Genomic DNA, 18,562 nt, shown 5'->3' with positions numbered 1-18,562 from the left:
AACCGACGACGAGCGGGCCGACGGCGAACGGGCCGGGGACACAGGGACGGGCGACGGCCGCCGGTCGTCACCCACCGCGACAGACACGAGGAGTGAAGCGGGTGCCGCAGCACGAAGCGGAAGCACAGCAGGGTTCGCCGGCCCGGGAGGTCGGGGTCTTCCTGCGCCGCCGCCGCGAACAGATCGCGCAGCGGTGGGCCGACGAGCCCCTGTTCCGCGCGGTGTTCACCGTCTCGCGGGACGAGGCGGTCGAGGCGGGGCGGTCGGTGGCCGACGCACTGGCCGAAGTCGCCGCGTCGGAACGGGTGGCGGATCCCGACGCCACCGGATTCATGCTGGTGCGGGAGCAGTTGGCGCGGATGGCGGCCTCGCGCTCGCGTGCCGGACTCGGCACCGCCCAGGTGTCGAGGGAGGTCGACGACCTGCGGCCGCCGGTCGTGGACCTGCTGGCCGCCGACCTCGCCGACGCACCGCCCGGGCGGCTGCGGGAGTGCGAGTCCGCGCTGACCGTGCTGCTGGGCACCCTGCGGCTGGTCGTGCTGGAGACGGCGCTGAGCGAGGGCGAGGCCCTCATCGACCGGCAGCGGCTGCAACTGCTGGAGGTGGCCACGCCCGTCATCAAACTGTGGGACGGCATCGTGGCCGTGCCGCTCATCGGAACGCTCGACAGCGCCCGCAGCCAGGTGGTCATGGAGACGCTGCTGGAAGCCGTCGTCGACCAGCAGGCGCGGTACGCGATCCTGGACATCACCGGTGTGCCGACGGTCGACTCCCTGGTGGCCCAGCATCTGATGAAGACGGTCGCGGCGGCCCGGCTGATGGGCGCGGAGTGCGTGGTCTCCGGCATCCGTCCCGCGATCGCGCAGACCATAGTCCACCTCGGTCTGGACCTGGGGACGGTGATCACCCGGGCGAGCCTCGCCGACGCCCTGGCGCACGCCCTGCACCAACTGGGCGCGGACATCGTGCACGCCTCGCCGGGCGGTGCGGGGTCGCGGTGACCGACGAGTTCCTGCGCCCGCCCATGGCGCACGTGCCGGTGCTCCGGCTCGGTGACGTCCTCCTGGTGACCCTCCAGGGGGACCTGCACGACAGCACGGCCGAGCAGCTCCAGCAGGACATCACGGAGCGGATCGGCAGCAGCGGCGTGACGGGCGTCGTGATCGACATCTCCGGCATCGAGATCGTGGACTCCTTCCTCGGCCGGGTACTGGCCGAGATCGCGGCGAAGGCGGGGCTGCTGGCGGCCAGGACCGTGGTCGCGGGCATGCGGCCGGCGGTCGCGATCACCCTGGTGGAGATGGGGCTGACGCTGCCGGGGCTGCACACGGCCCTGAACACCGAGGCGGCCCTGGGCCTGCTCGGCGACCCGGCGCGGTCCGGCGGCGCCGACCCTCGTCCGGGGAGACGGTGATGGAGGCGGCCGCGGGCGTCGACGCCCGCCTGCCGATCCGTTCCGACCTGGACCTGGTGTGGGTGCGCCAGCACGTGCGCCAGGCCGCCGCCCGGCTCGGCTTCGGCCTGGTGGACCAGACCAAGCTCGTCACCGCGGCGAGCGAACTGGCCCGCAACACCCTCGTCCACGGCGGGGGCGGGCAGCTCACGGCGGCCCGGGTGGCCGACGGCCGGACGCAGGGACTGCGGCTGGCCTTCAGCGACCAGGGCCCCGGGATCGCCGACCTGGAGCAGGCCCTGCGGGACGGCTACACCTCCGGCGACGGGCTGGGGATGGGCCTGGGCGGGGCGCGCCGGCTGGTGCACCAGTTCGCGATCGACAGCACCCCGGGAGTCGGTACCACCGTCACGGTGACGTCCTGGGCCGGCCGGCCGCCCCGTCCCGGCCACCCGCGTGAGGAGTGGTGATGGCACGGCTGTGGGACGTACCGGTGCACGACTCGACGCGGGTGCGCGACGCCAGGGTCGCCGCCGAGGAGGCCGCGGCACTCGCCGGGCTGGACGAGCGGCGCACCGCCGCGGCCGCGCTGGTGGCCAGCGAGCTGGCCACCAACCTGCTCAAGCACGCCGGCGGCGGACAGCTCCTCGTGGACCTGGTCGCGCCGGCCACGGTCGGCGAGGGACGGGACGGGCACGACGTCGTGCAGATCGCCGCGGTCGACCACGGTCCGGGAATGCCCGACGTCGGGGCCGCCCTGCGCGACGGGTTCTCGACGGCCGACTCGCTCGGCGCGGGCCTGGGCACCTGTGTGCGCCTCGCCGACGACTTCGGTCTGCACAGCGCCCCGGGCCGGGGCACGGTCGCGCTGGCGCGGATCGGCGTCGCCCCCGGCAGCGCCGGGCGAGCCACCGCGGCGGACGACGGCGCGCGGCGGTGCGCGGCGCGGGCCGGCGGGGTCAACATCCCGTTCGCCGGGGCGGCCTACTCGGGCGACACCTGGGCGTGGGTCCGGGCGGGCGACCGGCTGACCCTGATGCTGGCCGACGGGCTGGGACACGGGCCGCAGGCGGCCCACGCGTCGACGGCGGCGGCGCGGGTGCTCGCCCACTCGGCCCACCTCTCCCCCGCCGAACTCCTGCGGTGCCTGGACACCGGACTGCGCGGCACCCGCGGCGCGGCCGTCGCGCTGGCCCAGCTCGAGACGGACACCGGTCGGCTGACGTTCGCCGGCATCGGGAACATCGGGGCGCGGCTGCGGGAGGGCGGCACCTGGCGGCATCTGCTGTCCCGGCCCGGCATCGTCGGCGTCCACCGCCCCGCGACCCTGCCCGAGACCCGGCTGCCGTGGGGCCCGGACCGGCTGCTGGTGCTGCACAGCGACGGGCTGCCCAGCCGGTGGGTCCCGCCGTCCGACCCCGGCCTGCTGCTGGCCGACCCGGCGGTCGTGGCCGCCGTGACCGTGCGCGACGCCGGCAGCGCCGCCCGCCCGGTCAGGGACGACACCGCCGTCGCCGTACTGGCGCCGAACCCGCCGGAGGCCCCGTGACAGGCGTCTGGCCGGTCGCGTCCGTCAGCGAGGCCGCGCGGGCCCGGATCGCCACGGCCCGGGTCGCCGCCGCGCTCGGCGTGCCCGTCCTGGAGCGCACCCGGCTGGTCACGGCGCTCAGCGCCCGGCTGCGGCAGTGCCTCACCAAGGGCGGGGCCTGGCGGCTCACGCTGGAGGCGTCCTCGGCGCCGGACGCGGAGCGGTCGCTGCACGCCCTGGTGCGCCCCCGGGAGGGCGGCGAGCCGACGTGGCGGATGGCGGTGCGCTGCACCGAGGAGACCCGGACCGCGGGCCCGGACGCCGTGGCCGAGGGCCCCGAACTCCTCGCGGAGGCCCTGCTCGGCACCGACGAGGACACCGCTCTCGTGCTGGGCAGGCTCGCGGCCCAGGAGGAGCTGGTCGCCTACCACCGCGAGGAACTGCACCAGACGAACCAGGGCGTGCTCGCGCTGCACGGCGAGCTGGACGCCGCCGGACGGGCCCAGCGCGAGGCGTTCGCCGCCGAACGCGCGGCGCACCGGGAGGCGGAACGCGCCCGGCGCAGGCTGACCTTCCTGGCCGACGCGAGTGCGGTGCTGACGGCCTCCCTGAACCACGACGAGATCGTGCGCAGGCTGCCCGAGCTGCTGGTGCCCGAGTACGCCCGCAGTGTCGACGTATGGCTGTTCGACGCCGAGGACGAGCACCGGCTCCCGGGCCCGCCCTCGACCGAGGCCGACCGGCGGCTGCCCGGTACCGCACCTGCCGAGGACGACCGGCGGCTGCCCGGTACCGCACCTGCCGAGGACGACCGGCGGCACCCCGGCGCACCGGGCCGGGGCGGTGGTCGTGGCCGGTCCGGTGCGCGCCCGGCCGCCGCCGTGCTCGCGGCCCGCACCGGCCGGCCCCAGTACGCCGCCGGGCACCCCGGCGGGCTCCCCGGCGTCGACGACCAGCCGCCCTCGGCGCTGGACCCGGCCAGGCCGCTGCTGTGCATCCCGCTGCCCACCCGGCACACGCCCCTCGGCGTGCTGACGCTGTCCCCGCCGGGCGAACGCTGGGACCCCGACGACGCTGTCATGCTGATCGAGCTCACCCGGCGGGCCAGCACCGCCATCGACAACGCCCGGCGCTTCGAGCACAACCGGGACATCGCCGAGACCCTTCAGCGCGCCCTGCTCACCGACCTGCCCCGCACTCCGGGCCTGCACCTGGCGGCCCGCTATCTGCCGGCCACGTACGGGCTGAACATCGGCGGGGACTGGTACGACGCCTTCCGCCAGCCCGACGGGAGCCTGATCACGGTGATCGGCGACGTGACCGGGCACGGGCTGCACGCGGCCGTCATGATGAGTCAGCTCCGCACGGCGCTGCGCGCGTACGCCGTCGACGGCGGCAGCCCGGGCGAGTTGCTGACCCGGCTGCACGTACTTCTGCGGCATCTGCAGCCCGATCTGTACGCCACCGCGGCCATCGCCCGTTTCCGCCCTGACGACCCGACGGTGACCTGGGCGGCCGCCGGTCATCCGCCGCCGGTGCTGCGCACGGCCGACGGAGGGGTCCGGGTCCTCGACGCCAAACCCGGCGCGATGCTCGGCATCCCGCTGGAGCAGCGGATCGCCGACCACACGGTGCGGCTGTCTCCCGGCTGCACGCTGGCGCTCTACACGGACGGTCTGGTGGAGCGCCGGGCGCAGGGGATCGACGCGGGCATCGAACGCCTCGCGGCCGCGCTCGGCGGGTTCCGCGCGGCGGAGCTGGACGCGGACCTGGACGGTGCGGCGGACCGGATGCTGCGTCCGCTGCTCAGCGACTCCCCGCGCGAGGACGACGTGTGTCTGCTGCTGTGCCATGTCGACGGCCGCACCGGCGGCCTCCGGCAGCCGGGACCGCGGCCGTCCTGACCGCGCGGCGGCCGGTACGGAGGTCCGGGGATCCCGGAACGGTCCCGGGGGTGTAGGGCGGCAGGCTCGTGGAACCCGTGGGACCCGTGCGAGCGCCGTCGCGTCCCGGCTCCCCACGCGCCGAGGCCGTGGAGCAGGCAGACTGAAGATCTGTTCGTTCGTCCGCGCGCCGCACCCGGTCGGCAGGGGTGCTTCGGGCGCGACGGGATCGAGAGGTGCGAAAGAGCGCTCGGCGGGCACGCGAACGAGGCCGAGGCAGACCGCCTGGAGCCGCAGAAGGGATGAACCATCGTGACACGACCCAGGATCCTGGTGGTGGGCGCGGGCTTCGCGGGAGTGGGGTGCGTACGACGCCTGGAGCGCAAGCTGCCCCCGGGCGAGGCCGACATCACTCTGGTGACGCCGCAGTCCTACCAGCTCTATCTGCCCCTGCTGCCCCAGGTCGCCTCCGGCGTGCTGACGCCCCAGTCGATCGCCCTGTCCCTGCGGCGCAGCAAGAAGTACCGCACCCGGATCATCCCGGGCGGCGCCATCGGCGTGGACCTCAAGGCCAAGGTCTGCGTCGTCCGCACCATCACCGGCAAGATCGTCGACGAGCGGTACGACTACATCGTGCTGGCCCCGGGCAGCATCACCCGAACCTTCGACATCCCCGGGCTCGTCGATCACGCGTACGGCATGAAGACCCTGGCGGAGGCCGCGTACCTGCGTGACCACGTCATCTCGCAGCTGGACCTGGCCGACGCCAGCGACGACCCGGCGGAACGCGCCTCCCGGCTCCAGTTCGTGGTGGTCGGCGGCGGCTACGCGGGCACCGAGACCGCCGCCTGTCTGCAACGCCTGACGCACGGCGCCGTCCGGCGCTATCCGCGGCTGGACCCGAGCCTGATCAAGTGGCATCTGATCGACATCGCGCCGAAGCTGATGCCCGAGCTGGGCGACAAGCTGGGCCGCAGCGCCCAGGAGATCCTGGCCAGGCGCGGTATCGAGGTCTCGCTGGGCGTCTCGATCGACAAGGCCGCCGCCGAGGAGGTCACCTTCACGGACGGCCGCGTGGTGCCCACCCACACCCTGATCTGGACCGCCGGGGTGGTCGCCAGTCCGCTGATCGCCACCCTCGGCGCCGAGACGGTCCGCGGGCGGCTCGCGGTGAACGCGGAGATGCATCTGCCCGGCGAGGACGGTGTGTTCGCGCTCGGTGACGCCGCCGCCGTGCCCGACCTGGCCAAGGGCGACGACGCGGTCTGCCCGCCGACCGCGCAGCACGCCATGCGCCAGGGCCGGCACGTCGCCGACAACGTCATCGCGGCCCTGCGCAACCAGCCGCTGACCCCTTACGTCCACCGGGACCTCGGGCTGGTCGTCGACCTCGGCGGCGCGGACGCCGTCTCCAAGCCGCTGGGCGTCGAGCTGCGCGGACTGCCCGCCCAGGCGGTGGCGCGCGGCTACCACTGGTCGGCGCTGCGCACCAACGTCGCCAAGGCGCGGGTGCTGACCAACTGGACGCTCAACGCGCTCGCCGGCGACGATTTCGTCCGCACCGGGTTCCAGGCCCGCAGGCCGGGCAATCTGAAGGACTTCGAGTACGCCGACCACTATCTGACCCCCGACGAGGTGCGGGCCCACGTGGCCCGCGCGGATTCGCCGAAGCAGTGACACGGCACGCCGCGTCCGGGGCACGCGCAGGTCGTCGGCCCGGCGAGAGCACGGCGAAAGGGAACGCGACCGAGGAGAACGCGACGGGAGAGTGCGCGGCGACGTGAGGGCGGTCGGACGGGCCCGGGACCGGCTGCGGGACCATCTCGCGGCATCCGATCCGGGACTGCTGCGGCTGGCCGCCGGGCTGCGGACCGTGGGGTCCGTGGCCCTGACCCTCGCCGTGCTCGCCCCGCTGGGGGCCGGTGTGCCCCAGTTGGTGGCGGGGGCCATCACGGCGATGGTCGCCACGTTCGCCGTCCGGGAGAAGCAGCGCGACCGGCAGGCCGTCACGCTGGCCCTCGGCCTGCCGGTGGCGCTGGCCTCACTGACCCTGGGCGCGCTGCTGAACTCCCGGGTCGTCCTGGGTGACCTGGTCTTCGTGCTGGTCATCTTCGGCGCCGTCTACGGCCGTCGGTTCGGCGACCGCGGCACGGCGCTCGGACTGATCGCCTTCCAGATCTACTTCGTCTCCCTGTTCGTCGGCGCCGCCGTCCCCGCGCTGCCCGCGCTGTACGGCGTCCTGAGCGTGGCGTTCCTGTGCAGTGCCGTGGTGCGGTTCGTGGTGGTGCCGGAGACTCCCGAGGGCGTACTGGACCGGCTGCGCCAGGCGTTCCGGGCCCGGTTCGCCCAGCTGGTGTCCGCGCAGGTCGAACTGCTGGACGCGGGTCCCGACGACGTGGAGAAGGCGCTGGAGCACGTGCGCAGCGGCACCGCGCGCCTGCACGAGACGGCGCTGATGATCCAGGGCCGGCTGGAGGACGGCACCTCCGACCCGTCGGTGGCCCGGCTGCTGCAACGCCGGATCGCGGACGCCGAGGTCACGGCCGAGCGGCTGGGGCTGCTGCTGCTGACCGCGCGCAGTACCGAGCGGGCGACCACCCTCACCCTGCACCTGTCCGGCGCGCCGCTGCCGTCGGGCGGTCATCTGCCGGTGCGGGAGGAGGCGACGGACACGCTGCGACGGGATCTGGGGGCGCTGCGCCTGCTGGTCCTGCGCCCGGTGTCCGAGAACCGGGGCACCGCGTCGGCCGTGATGCGCAACCGGCTCCTGGGCTACCGGGAGGAGGAGAACCTGCCGCCCGCCTCCCCCGCCGTCCGGGACGTCTTCCGGGGCGTCGGGGAGGCCGCGCGGGCGGTGCTGGGTCTGCGGATCGCCCTCGACGGGCCGCAGGACGAGACCGACGACAGCCCCTCCACGGCCCGCTCCCGCGAGGAACTGGACGCCGAGGACGCCGCGATCGCCGGTGCCGAGGAGCAGGAGCGGCCGACGAGCACACTCACCGGGCTGGACCGGCCCACCACGCGAACGGCCGTGCAGGTCTCGGTGGGCTCGGCGCTGGCCATGGTCGGCGGGGAGTTCCTGTCCACCCAGCGCTGGTACTGGGCGGTGCTGACGTGCTGGATCGTGTTCGTCAACACGGCGTCGACCGGCGAGATCCTGGTCAAGGGCTCCCGCCGGCTGGTGGGGACCGTGCTGGGCGTGTGCGCCGGCATCGCCCTGGCCGGGCTGGTCGGCCACCACACCTGGACGGCGTTCGCGCTGGTGCTGCTGTGCCTCTTCGCGATGTTCTACACGGCTCCGCTGTCGTACACGCTGATGTCGTTCTTCGTGACCGCGGCGCTGGGGGTGCTCTACACCCTGTTGCACACCTACACGCCGTCGGTCCTGCTGCTGCGGGTGGCGGAGACCGCGCTCGGGGCCGCGTGCGGGGTCATCGCCGCGGCGGTGGTGCTGCCGGTGCGCACGACCCGTCGTACGGACGAACTGCTCGTCACGGTGCTGGAGCGGCTCGGCGAGGTCACGGACTCGGCGGTCGGGCAGCTCAGCGGCGGGGACCCGGCCGAACTGCTGGACCAGGCGCGCGGGCTGGACCAGGCGCTGAGCGATCTGCGGGCCGCCGTACAGCCGCTGACGCATCCGGTGACGCCGCTGCGGAACCGGCGCAACACCGCCCGCTACGTGCTCGCGCTGCTGGAGACGTGCGCCTATCACGCCCGTTCCCTGGCGGCGACGGCCGAACTGCTGCCCACGCACCCGTCGATCGCGGCGGACCCGCGGCTGCGGCGGGCGGGGCGGCGCGTGGTGGACAACATCGCGGCGATCGCCTCGCGGGCGGCGCACCTCGCGGACGAGGACGCCGGCGAAGAGGTCCGGGTGCGGACAGGACCGAGCATCGCGTCCCTGCTGGGGCCCGATGTCGGCCCGCGCTACGGCCGTGTCACCGACCGGGTGCTGCGTCATCTGCAACGGCTGGACGAGGCGGTGGTGGGCCTGGCCCGGCCGCTGGACGTCCCGGTGGTGACACCCGAGGGCGAACCACTGGCGGACGCCCGCCGGTGACCACCGCGGCACGCCCCCGGCCGCGGCCGGCGCGAGCCCCGCGGGACACCCGGCCGTCAGGCCCTGCCCCGACCGGTCCGCGACCGGTCCGCGACCGTCAGACCCTGCGCCAGCGGGCCAGCGCGAAGGAGAACACCCCGAACAGGGCGAGCCCGGCGGCCACGCAGCCGAGCAGCGACGGGCCCAGCGGAGTGCCGGCGAACGCGCGCAAACTGTCGTCGAGGCCCTTGGCCCGATCGGGGTCGAAGTCGACGGCGGCGCGTACGGCGGACGCTCCGGCCGCGGCGAACACCAGGCCGCGCGCCGCGCCGCCCGCCACGCCGGTCACGTCGACCAGCCGCCGGGCTCCGCGCGACATCTCGCCGAGCTTCAGCTTGTCCCGGTAGGAGCGCATGACGGCGCGGGCCCCGATCCAGACGCCCGCGACGACGATCGCGGCCCCGGCCGACCCCACCAGCCACTGCCCCGCGGGCAGCTGGAGCACCCGGGCCGTGACGTCCTTGGACTGGCGGTCGCCGGCTCCGCTGCCGCTGCCGCCCGCCCCGGCCGCGAACGCCAGCACCGAGAAGGCGACGGAGACGTAGAAGACGCACCTCACGACGGCGAGCAGCCGCTTGCGCGGCTTGCGGCCGTCCGGCCCGACCGAGCCGAAGACCGCCTCGGACAGCCGCCACACGGCCATCCCGGCGACTCCGACGCCCAGCGCCCACAGCAGTACGTCGCCGAAGGGCTTGTCGGCGATCTCGGCGAGGGCGCCGCCTCGGTCGGCCTGGTGTCCGCCGTCGCCGATGGCGATGCGCAGCGCGAGCACCCCGACCAGGAAGTAGATGACGCCCCGCGCGACGAGCCCGGCCCGCGCGGCGCCCTCCGTCACGGATCCCCTCGCCACGCGCTCGGCCTCGCCGCGCCCGCCGTGTGCCCTGACAGTCGTGTCCATCCGGTCCCCCGTGTCCTCAGGCCGTCCGGCCACGGCCGCCCCTCGCGGGCCCGCGCCGGCTTCCGTGCCGCTCCAGCGCCTGGTCACGGACGCGGGCGCAACTGCGGCTGATGAGCCGCGAGACGTGCATCTGGGAGATGCCCAGCCGGTCGGCGATCCGGCTCTGCGTCATGTCCTCGAAGAAGCGCATGTACAGCACGGCGCGCTCGCGCTCGGAGAGCCGGCGCAGCCCTTCCTTGGCCGCCTCGCGGTCGACCACCACGTCGTAGGAGGTGTCCGACTCGCCCAGGGTGTCCGCGAGGCTGTGGCCGTCGTCGGCGGACGACAGCTCGGCGTCCAGGGACAGGGTGCTGAAGCTCTCCAGCGCCTCCATGCCCGCGCCGACCTCGTCCTCCGTGAGCCCGGTGTGGGCGGCGATGTCGGTGACCGAGGGCTCGGGGGTGCCGGGGTTCAGGGTGAGCTCGCGGCGAGCGACGCGCACCTTGTTGCGCAGTTCCTGCACCCGGCGGGGCACCCGCAGGGCCCACATCCGGTCGCGGAAGTGCCGTTTGACCTCACCGGTGATGGTGGGCACGGCATAGCTCTCGAACGCCCCGCGGGACGGGTCGAACCGGTCGACCGCCTTGACCAGTCCGAGGGCCGCCACCTGGCGCAGGTCCTCCAGGGACTCTCCGCGTTCGCGGAAGCGTCCGGCGATCCGGTGGGCCATGGGCAGCCAGGCCGCGACGAGCCGGTCGCGGACGTCGTCCCGCTCGGGGCCGTCCTCCAGGTCCACGAGACGGGTGAACAGGCCTGCGGTGTCGGGGGTGTCGTCGTGCGGCCGCCGCCCGGGCGGGGTGGGCCGGTCGCGTGCGTCGGTGCTGCCTGTCGATGCGTCGATGCGCATGCGGAATCACTCCCGAACAGATGGTTTCTGGGATGTGCCGCGGAACTGGCCCTGCTCGGCCCCAGGACACCGGGGCCCGCACACCACTCCCGCGGGGGCGCCTCCGGTCCGAAGCACGAACGTGCGTCTGCCCTGGCTTCCGGGGCGCAAACTCGGCCTCGAACGAGGCCGGGGGGCGGCACGGTCTCGGGGCCGGGCGGACACCCCGGCGGGGGTCCGCGCACTCGGGCGGACCCGTCGGCCGCAAGGGCCGCGCCCGCGTCAGAAGACCGGCACCACCGCGGTGATCCGCTTGCCGCCCGCGGGCAGGTCCGTCACCCGTACGTCCCGCGACAGCAGGCACACGATCGGCCAGCCGCGTCCGCCGGTGTGCCGGTGTTCCCGGAGGTCCGTGGCGGGGGTGAAGACCGGCAGCCGTTCGCTGCGGTCGCAGACGGAGACGCGTACGGCCCGTCCTTCCAGGTCCACGTCGACCCCGGTGACCCCGCCGCCGTGCAGGATGGCGTTGGTGGTCAGTTCCGAGGCGACGAGCAGCGCGTCCGAGAGCGCGTCCTCGTCACAGGGCGAGCCCTTCTCCCGGCACCACCGGTCCACCACGCGCCGTACGGCGATGCGGACGTCGGCCGGGCACCAGGGCCGTCGGCGGTCGGAGCCGGCCGGGGTGTGCGCGTCGTCCGGGCCCCGGACGGGATCGGTGGCGGGTCCGGTCGGTGGCTTCGCACACATGGTCGCGCTCCCTGAGCGATCGCTTCTTCACGGCCCCGGGCAGGGCTCGCGGGCGACCCGCGCCCGAGCTCCGTCCGGCCGTGGCGCCTGCCGGGGCCTGTCCGACCGCTGCCGTCGTCCGCCCGCGGGGCAGGCGGGAACGGTCGGGCAGGACCCGCGACGCCCGGGCCGGGCGCCCGCTCTCGCGCCGCCCGGAATCAGCGGATCCTTCTCTGTGCGCATGACCGGGCGGCAGGCCCTCAAACCTGCGGTTCCCGAGTGGAGACCCCGTCATCGACGGGCCCATCGGGGGTAGTCGGGTGCCATGACGGATGTTGTGGACTCGGACGAGCTGGTGCGCCGTATGCAGCGGGCCAGGATGTGCGCCCAGCAGGAGGCGCGGACCTGGCAGGCGCGGTGCGGGGACCTGAGGGCGACCGATCCGGACGGGTCGCGTGAGGCGGCCGTGCGGACGTTGGCCTACGAGGCGGTGATCAGGGTGATGGACGAGATCCTCACCCCCGGCAGGCATCGCGGCGAGGACGGCAGATGAAACCGGTCACGCAACCCGGTTTCCGGTACAGGGACCCCGCTAGATGGTTTACCATTCATCTATACGTGGTGACGGAGTCGACCGTACCGTCCTCCGTGTACAACCGCGTTGAGCCCTGGCTGGTTTCCCCCGTCCAGCCAGGGCTTTTTCATGCCCGGAGCGGGGTGCGCCGCCCTCCTCCGGTTGAACGGCGAGGGACTGGGTAACTGCCATTACCACCCCCACCCACGCGTCGGGCCGACGAGCACCGGAGCCCACCCCGCCGAGGTGCCCGCACCGTCGCCAGCGGCTGAAATGGGGCCAGGGGAAGACACCGCCGACGGGTGGAACTCCGCCGCGCGGCCGCCCCCTCCACTTCGCCGGCGAGGAGCCCCGCCCATGACCAAAGCGACCAAACTCCTGACCGCCCTGCCCCAGCCGCAGCGCCAGCGCCTGATGTCGCTCGCCCGGGAGGTCTCCTTCCCCGAGGACACCCGCATCTTCGAGTCCGGCGGCACGGCCGACCGGTTCTGGGTGATCCGCTCGGGCGCCGTCTCCCTGGACCAGGAGGTCACGACCTCACAGCGGGTGACCGTGGCCACGCTGGGGGCGGGCGACCTGCTCGGTTGGTCCTGGCTGTTCCCGCCCTACCTGTGGGACTTCGGAGCGGAGGCCTTCAGCCCCGTACGCGCCTACGAGTTCGACGCGCAGCCCGTACGGGAGCTGTGCGACGAGGACGCCCAGCTCGGGCTGACGCTGATCCGGACGGTCGCGGAGATCCTCGCCCACCGGCTGGAGATGACCCGCACCAAACTCATGGAGCAGTACGCGGTGCGCCGGCGCAGCGCCCTGTAGTCCACGGCGGTCCCGCCTGTGATTCACGGCAGTCCCGCCGTCCCGCCTCCCGCAGCCCCGTACGGCCACGGGGCGGGGCGTCAGATGCGGTAGCGGCGCAGGGCGGGTACCACGGCCGCCAGGACCAGCATCAGCACGACGACCAGCAGTCCGCCGCCGGCGACGGCCGCCCGGGGGCCGAAGGCCGCACCGGCCGTACCGTGCAGCACATCGGCGACGCGCGGTCCGCCCGCGACCACGACCGTGAAGACGCCCTGCATCCGGCCGCGCATCTCGTCGGTGGCCGCGGACAGCAGGATCGCCCCGCGGAAGACCATGGACACCATGTCGGCGACCCCGGCGGCGGCCAGGAACACCACCGCGAACCACAGGTTGCGGCTCAGTCCGAAGCCCGTGATGGCCGCGCCCCAGGCGACGACCGAGCCGATCACCATCCAGCCGTGCCGGCGGGCCCGGGAGAACGCGCCGGAGAACAGCCCGCCGGCCACCGCGCCGACCGGGATCGCCGCGAACAGCAGACCGAGCGCGAGGCCTTCGCCCCAGGGCGCGTAGGTCTCCGCGGCGAGCTGCGGGAAGAGGGCGCGGGGCATGCCGAAGACCATCGCGATGATGTCGGCCAGGAAGGACAGCAACAGCACCTTGTGCGCGGAGAGGTAGCGGAAACCGGCGACGATCTCGCGCACTCCCGCACGGCGCGCCACGGCGGCCAGGGGCGGCAGCGCGGGCAGCCGCAGGACCGCCCACACCGTGACGCACAGCGCCACCGCGTCGATGAGGTACAGCTCCGGAAGTCCGATGACGGGGATCAGGACGCCCGCCAGCAGCGGTCCGACCACCTGTCCGGTCTGCATCACGGTCGAGCCGAGGGCGTTCGCGGCGGGCAGCTCGTCCGCGGGGACCAGCCGGGCGATGGAGGCGTTGCGGGCCGGGGCGTTGAGCCCCCAGAACGCCTGCTGCACGGCCAGCAGGACCATGAGCGCGGCCACCGAGTCGAGCCCGACGGCGGCCTGGACCCAGAACAGCAGCGAGGTGACGGCTATGCCGCTGTTGGTGATCAGGAGCAGCTTGCGCCGGTCCACCGTGTCGGCGACCGCGCCGCCCCACAGCGCGAACACGATCAGCGGCAGCAGACCGGCGAGGCTCGCGGCCCCGACCCAGGCCGAGGAGCCGGTGATGTCGTAGATCTGCTTGGGCACGGCGACCGCGGTGAGCTGGCTGCCGACCGCCGTGACGATCGTCGACGACCACAGCCTGCGGTAGGCCGGGCGGCGCAGGGGGCGGGTGTCCATGGCCCAGCGGCGCCAGCCGCGCCGGGGCGGCTCCGGGGCGGCGGCGGGTGACTCGGTACTGCTCTCGCTGGTGTCCACGGGCTTCCTGGTTGCTAGATACATCTTTCGGGCCGGGGATCACTATCGCAGCACCGGCCTTGCCCTCGGGACACCCGATCCCGCGTTGTGGGACGAGGGCGTGCGCCGGAGCGTGCTCACGAGCGCGCCGGCCGGGGCGCCGGGCCCCCGAGGCCGGCGGTCAGGATCGGACCGCCGCCGCCAGCCGGGCCGCCGCACTGTCCAACAGCATCTCCAGCGCGGTCGGGTAGGCGCTGTCGACCATGCGGGCCGCCAGCAGCGGCGCCGCCTCCGCGATGCGCGGGTGGGTGGTGGCCGGGAGCCGTCCGTAGGTCGAGCGCCACTTGTCCTCGTCGGCGCGCAGCGTGGCCCGCGGCAGGGCCAGCGAGGCCGCGTCGAGGGCGGCGAAGGCGAGGGTCTGGTCGATGAAGGCGTGGTAGATGCGGACCGTCTCCGGGAGCGGGAAGCCGGCGGTGCGCAGGACGTCCAGCACGGCCTCGTCGGCGGCCAGTTCATGGGTGCGTCCGGTGACCCGGCTCGCGGTGAGCAGGGCCGCCTGCGGATGGGCGACGTACGCCGCGTGGATGCGCAGCCCCACGGCGTGCAGGTCCGTCCGCCACTGCCCGGTGGGCCGCCAGCCCCGCAGGGCCTGTCCGATGAGGGCGTCGCCGATGGCCAGGGTCAGGTCGTCCATGCCCCGGAAGTACCGGTAGAGCGTGCTCGGGTCGCAGTCCAGGGCCAGGCCGAGGCGGCGGGCGGTGAGTCCGGTGCTGCCGTGTTCGGCCAGCATCCGCAGCGCCGTGTCGACGATGAGCCGTTCGGACAGCACGGTGCCGCTCCTGGTGGGCCGGCGCCTGCGCCGCTTGTCCTCGGGCACCACCGGTTTGGGCATCGCCGCCTCCTCGACCGCTTTCCCGCACGACTGCTCTCTCGCGCGGGAGCTCTTATGCCAACGCCATTGACCTTACGGCGGCAGAAGGCGTTTTATCACCGCCGGGGCCCCACTTCTTTCGTTCACCCGATTCAGCCGATTCGACCTGGCCGACCGATTCGTCGCGCCGTCGAGCCGTCGGTTCGCCGCGTCGTCGATGCGGGCGTGCGTCGACGCGCCCCGCGCCGGCGCGCCGAGTCACCGAGTCACCGAGTCACCCGAGAAGGAGTCCTCGTCATGCGTGTTCTGCTTGTGGGAGCCGGCGGTGTGGGCACCGCGATCACCCGGATCGCGGCCCGGCGGTCGTTCTTCGAGACGATGGTGGTGGCCGACTACGACCTGGCACGGGCCGAGGCAGCCGTCGCCGCCCTCGGCGATGACGGTACGAGGTTCCGTGCCGAGCGCGTCGACGCGGGCGACGCGGAGGAGGTGGCCGCGCTGCTGCGCCGGCACGCCTGCGACGTCCTGCTCAACGCCACCGACCCTCGTTTCGTCGAGCCCCTGTTCCGGGCGGCCCGCGGCGCCGGGGCCACGTATGTCGACATGGCGATGTCGCTGTCCCGGCCGCACCCGGAGCGGCCGTACGAGGAGTGCGGGGTCATGCTCGGCGACGCCCAGTTCGCGCAGGCGGCCGAGTGGGAGAAGGCGGGTGCCCTGGCGCTCGTCGGCATGGGGGTGGAGCCGGGTCTGTCGGACGTCTTCGCCCGGTACGCCGCCGACGAACTGTTCGACGAGATCGAGGAGATCGGCGTCCGCGACGGCGCCGACCTCACCGTCGACGGCCACGACTTCGCGCCGTCGTTCAACATCTGGACCACCATCGAGGAGTGCCTCAACCCGCCGGTGGTCTACGAGGCCGACCGCGGCTGGTTCACCACGGAGCCCTTCAGCGAGCCCGAGGTGTTCGACTTCCCCGCGGGCATCGGGCCCGTGGAGTGCGTGAACGTGGAGCACGAGGAGGTCCTGCTGGTGCCGCGCTGGGTCGGCGCCCGCCGGGTCACCTTCAAGTACGGCCTCGGCGAGGACTTCATCCGTACGCTGAAGACCCTGCGCCTGCTGGGTCTCGACCGCACCGAGCCGGTGACCGTGCCCGGCCCCGACGGCCCGGTCGCGGTCTCGCCGCGGGACGTCGTCGCCGCCTGTCTGCCCGACCCCGCGACCCTGGGCGAGCGCATGCACGGCAAGACCTGTGCGGGCACCTGGGTGCGGGGCGTGAAGGACGGCGCGCCGCGCGAGGTGTACCTGTACCACGTGGTCGACAACCAGTGGTCGATGACCGAGTACGGCTGCCAGGCGGTGGTGTGGCAGACCGCCGTCAATCCCGTGGTCGCCCTCGAACTCCTGGCCGAAGGCGCCTGGTCGGGCACGGGCGTCCTCGGACCCGAGGCGTTCCCGGCCGTGCCGTTCCTGGACCTGCTCACCGAGTACGGCTCGCCCTGGGGCATCCGGGAGCAGTGATGTGCGTCCCGGAGGACGGTACCGCTGTTTGACGGCGCGTCGAGAGGTGACCCGCAGGCGAGTGGTTCACATTGTTCCTCCACAAGCGCACACACGATCCCGATCGCAGGTGACTTCCATGGACGACTGGCGATTCCGCGCCGAGTGCCGGACCGAGGACCCCGACCTGTTCTTCCCGGTCGGCACCTCGGGACCGTCACTGCTCCAGACCCAACAGGCGAAGGCGGTCTGCGCGCGCTGTCCCGTCCGGGAGCGGTGTCTGGAGTTCGCGCTGGACACGGGGCAGGCCGTCGGTGTCTGGGGCGGCACCGACGAGGCGGAACGGCGCGCCCTGAAGCGCCGCTCGAACGCCCGGCGGCACTCGGGACAGTCGAGCTAGCGCGCCCGTCCCCGACGACCGCGCCCCCGCAGACCGCACCCGCGTCGGCCCTGCCTCTCGGCGGCCGACGCGGGTGCGCGACCCGTCCGGGCCTACGACTTGTCGGACCCGGTCGGCGCGACGGTCCCGGCCGGCTTGCCGGTGGCGTACAGCCAGGTCCGGAACAGGCTGTCGAGCTTCTTGCCCGACTCCCGCTGCGCGAGGCGCTCGAACTGCGCGGTCGTACCGTGTCCGGCGCGGTGCTCGGTGGCCCAGGCGCGCAGGATGCGGAGGAACGCGCGGTCGCCCACGGCGGTGCGCAGCTCGTGCAGGGCCATCGCGCCGCGCGCGTAGACGGGCGTGCCGAAGATGTTCGCGCCGCTGCCGGGGTCGGCGGGCGGGTACGCCCACAGCTCGTCGCCCGCCGGACGCGCGTACAGCGCGTCGAACGTCTTCTGGGCGCTGTCGCCCCCGTGCTGCTCGCTGTAGAGCCACTCGGCGTACGTGGCGAAGCCCTCGTTGAGCCAGATGTCCTTCCAGCTCGTGAGGGAGACGGAGTCGCCGAACCACTGGTGGGCGCTCTCGTGGACGAGCGTGGCCAGGTCGGGCGCGGAGTCGTACAGGGGCCGCGTCTGGGTCTCCAGGGCGTAGCCGACGTCGGGCGCGTGGTCCACGATCGCACCGGCGGCGCGGAACGGGTAGGGGCCGAAGACCTTGCTCTCCCACTCCAGCACGGAGGGCAGCTTCTTCAGCACGGGTGCGGCGGCGGCCGCCTCGCGCGGGTCGACGGCGTTGACGACCTGCACGCCGTCGCGGGTGGTGTACTGCTGGAGTCTGAACTTCCCCACGGTCGCGGTCGCCAGGTAGGCGGCCATCGGCTCGGCCTGGTGCCAGCGGTAGGTGGTCCTCCCGTGGGCGGTGCGCCGGCCGAGGTAGACGCCGTTGGCGATCGCGGCATGTCCCTCGGGGACGGTGAGGGTGAAGTCGTAGGAGGACTTGTCCTTGGGGTGGTTGTTCGCCGGGAACCAGGTCATGGCGCCCTGCGGCTCACCGGCGACGAAGGCTCCGTCGTCGGTGGGTATCCATCCGTCGGCGGAGCCGTCCGGGTCGGTGACGGGTCGTGGGGTGCCGCCGTAGGTGACGGCGATCCGGAACTGCCGTCCCTTGCGCAGGGCATGGCGCGGGGTGACGACGAGTTCCTGACCGCTGCGCCGGAAGGCCGCCGGGCGCCCGTCGACGGTGAGGCCGGTGATCTTCAAGCCCTTGAAGTCGAGGTCGAAGCGGGTCAGATGCTCGGTCGCGCGGGCGGTGAGCACGGCCCTGCCGTCGAGGTGACGGTCCGACGGCCGGTAGTCCAGGGTCAGACCGTAGTGGCTGACGTGATAGCCGCCGTTCCCGGCGAGCGGGAAGTACGGGTCCGCGGCACCGGATGCGCCCGTGGTGCCCGCCGCTGCGGGCCCGGCGGTCGCGAGCAGGGCCGCGACGGCGACGGGGACGGCTCCGACGACGGCCCTGCGGCCGAGGACGGCGGTGCTTCCGACGGGCTTGACGGGCTGCTGACGGGTGGGCTTCACATGCGCTCCTGGGGGGTGGCGATGATCAAACCCCCCAAGACTAGGGGCGCCTGTGCCCGGCGGTCCCCCTCGTTCAGGTCAAGTCACGGGGCGTCACTTCGCGCACGGTCGTAGGC

At 73.9% G+C, this 18,562-nt stretch carries 17 protein-coding genes; 11 read left to right on the top strand and 6 right to left on the bottom strand.

The genetic code is table 11. The features are described from left to right. The first annotated feature begins 101 nt into the window (after nucleotides 1–101). The 7 genes from ACWC24_RS18205 to ACWC24_RS18175 all read left to right on the top strand — a co-directional run bounded on the left by ACWC24_RS18205 (nucleotide 102) and on the right by ACWC24_RS18175 (nucleotide 8,864). Nucleotides 102–1,001 carry an STAS domain-containing protein gene (locus tag ACWC24_RS18205; RefSeq protein ID WP_450663825.1) on the top strand — a complete coding sequence of 300 codons (900 nt, stop codon included), beginning with the start codon at nucleotides 102–104 and terminating at the stop codon, nucleotides 999–1,001. Beyond that, complete coding sequence (locus tag ACWC24_RS18200; protein ID WP_450663824.1) at nucleotides 998–1,414, top strand: STAS domain-containing protein; 417 nt, start codon at nucleotides 998–1,000, stop codon at nucleotides 1,412–1,414. Before ACWC24_RS18205 ends, ACWC24_RS18200 begins: the two co-directional genes overlap by 4 nt. Further along, nucleotides 1,414–1,863, top strand: coding sequence for an anti-sigma regulatory factor (locus ACWC24_RS18195; protein ID WP_450663823.1), 450 nt, complete (start codon nucleotides 1,414–1,416; stop codon nucleotides 1,861–1,863). The genes ACWC24_RS18200 and ACWC24_RS18195 overlap by 1 nt, the downstream gene beginning before the upstream one ends. Beyond that, nucleotides 1,863–2,942: a SpoIIE family protein phosphatase gene (locus ACWC24_RS18190; RefSeq protein WP_450663822.1), complete on the top strand. Its 1,080-nt coding sequence runs from the start codon at nucleotides 1,863–1,865 to the stop codon at nucleotides 2,940–2,942. The genes ACWC24_RS18195 and ACWC24_RS18190 overlap by 1 nt, the downstream gene beginning before the upstream one ends. Continuing rightward, nucleotides 2,939–4,825 (top strand): PP2C family protein-serine/threonine phosphatase, encoded by a 1,887-nt coding sequence (locus tag ACWC24_RS18185; RefSeq protein WP_450663821.1) that lies wholly within the window; start codon nucleotides 2,939–2,941, stop codon nucleotides 4,823–4,825. The genes ACWC24_RS18190 and ACWC24_RS18185 overlap by 4 nt, the downstream gene beginning before the upstream one ends. Nucleotides 4,826–5,113: 288 nt before the next feature. Then, nucleotides 5,114–6,481 (top strand): NAD(P)/FAD-dependent oxidoreductase, encoded by a 1,368-nt coding sequence (locus ACWC24_RS18180; protein ID WP_450663840.1) that lies wholly within the window; start codon nucleotides 5,114–5,116, stop codon nucleotides 6,479–6,481. Between the two features lie 91 nt (nucleotides 6,482–6,572). Then, the gene (locus ACWC24_RS18175; protein WP_450663820.1) at nucleotides 6,573–8,864 is read left to right on the top strand and encodes an FUSC family protein; all 2,292 of its coding nucleotides are present in this window, start codon (nucleotides 6,573–6,575) and stop codon (nucleotides 8,862–8,864) included. A 97-nt stretch (nucleotides 8,865–8,961) separates the two neighbouring features. Here the strand turns inward: ACWC24_RS18175 and ACWC24_RS18170 are convergent, their stop codons facing one another. The 3 genes from ACWC24_RS18170 to ACWC24_RS18160 all read right to left on the bottom strand — a co-directional run bounded on the left by ACWC24_RS18170 (nucleotide 8,962) and on the right by ACWC24_RS18160 (nucleotide 11,413). Continuing rightward, a complete protein-coding gene (locus ACWC24_RS18170; protein WP_450663819.1) occupies nucleotides 8,962–9,801 on the bottom strand; it encodes a DUF1206 domain-containing protein in 840 nt (279 codons plus the stop codon). Between the two features lie 16 nt (nucleotides 9,802–9,817). Continuing rightward, nucleotides 9,818–10,687 (bottom strand): SigB/SigF/SigG family RNA polymerase sigma factor, encoded by an 870-nt coding sequence (locus ACWC24_RS18165; protein ID WP_450663818.1) that lies wholly within the window; start codon nucleotides 10,685–10,687, stop codon nucleotides 9,818–9,820. Nucleotides 10,688–10,948: 261 nt separating this feature from the next. Beyond that, entirely contained in the window at nucleotides 10,949–11,413 is a 465-nt protein-coding gene (locus tag ACWC24_RS18160) for an ATP-binding protein (RefSeq protein WP_450663817.1), read from the bottom strand. Nucleotides 11,414–11,717: 304 nt separating this feature from the next. On the opposite strand from ACWC24_RS18160, the gene ACWC24_RS18155 reads away from it, so the two are divergent. Both ACWC24_RS18155 and ACWC24_RS18150 read left to right on the top strand, forming a co-directional pair. Then, nucleotides 11,718–11,945: a hypothetical protein gene (locus ACWC24_RS18155; RefSeq protein WP_450663816.1), complete on the top strand. Its 228-nt coding sequence runs from the start codon at nucleotides 11,718–11,720 to the stop codon at nucleotides 11,943–11,945. 378 nt (nucleotides 11,946–12,323) lie between these two features. Beyond that, entirely contained in the window at nucleotides 12,324–12,779 is a 456-nt protein-coding gene (locus ACWC24_RS18150; RefSeq protein WP_450663815.1) for a cyclic nucleotide-binding domain-containing protein, read from the top strand. An 80-nt stretch (nucleotides 12,780–12,859) separates the two neighbouring features. Here the strand turns inward: ACWC24_RS18150 and ACWC24_RS18145 are convergent, their stop codons facing one another. Together ACWC24_RS18145 and ACWC24_RS18140 are read right to left on the bottom strand one after the other, a co-directional pair. Next, entirely contained in the window at nucleotides 12,860–14,146 is a 1,287-nt protein-coding gene (locus ACWC24_RS18145; RefSeq protein WP_450663814.1) for an MFS transporter, read from the bottom strand. Nucleotides 14,147–14,306: 160 nt separating this feature from the next. Next, nucleotides 14,307–15,017 carry a TetR/AcrR family transcriptional regulator gene (locus ACWC24_RS18140; protein WP_450663813.1) on the bottom strand — a complete coding sequence of 237 codons (711 nt, stop codon included), beginning with the start codon at nucleotides 15,015–15,017 and terminating at the stop codon, nucleotides 14,307–14,309. 276 nt (nucleotides 15,018–15,293) lie between these two features. Here ACWC24_RS18140 and ACWC24_RS18135 point away from each other — a divergent pair, with 276 nt between their 5' ends. Beyond that, complete coding sequence (locus ACWC24_RS18135) at nucleotides 15,294–16,514, top strand: saccharopine dehydrogenase family protein (RefSeq protein WP_450663812.1); 1,221 nt, start codon at nucleotides 15,294–15,296, stop codon at nucleotides 16,512–16,514. A 118-nt stretch (nucleotides 16,515–16,632) separates the two neighbouring features. Then, nucleotides 16,633–16,893 (top strand): WhiB family transcriptional regulator, encoded by a 261-nt coding sequence (locus ACWC24_RS18130; protein ID WP_450663811.1) that lies wholly within the window; start codon nucleotides 16,633–16,635, stop codon nucleotides 16,891–16,893. Nucleotides 16,894–16,985: 92 nt separating this feature from the next. On the opposite strand, the gene ACWC24_RS18125 is transcribed toward ACWC24_RS18130, so the two are convergent. Then, nucleotides 16,986–18,446 carry a M1 family metallopeptidase gene (locus tag ACWC24_RS18125; RefSeq protein WP_450663810.1) on the bottom strand — a complete coding sequence of 487 codons (1,461 nt, stop codon included), beginning with the start codon at nucleotides 18,444–18,446 and terminating at the stop codon, nucleotides 16,986–16,988. Between the last annotated feature and the right edge of the window lie 116 nt (nucleotides 18,447–18,562).

Source organism: Streptomyces sp. NPDC001443, from assembly GCF_053597355.1.
The sequence above is the reverse complement of the archived record's forward strand: the minus strand, read 5'-3'. Positions and strand labels throughout refer to the sequence as shown.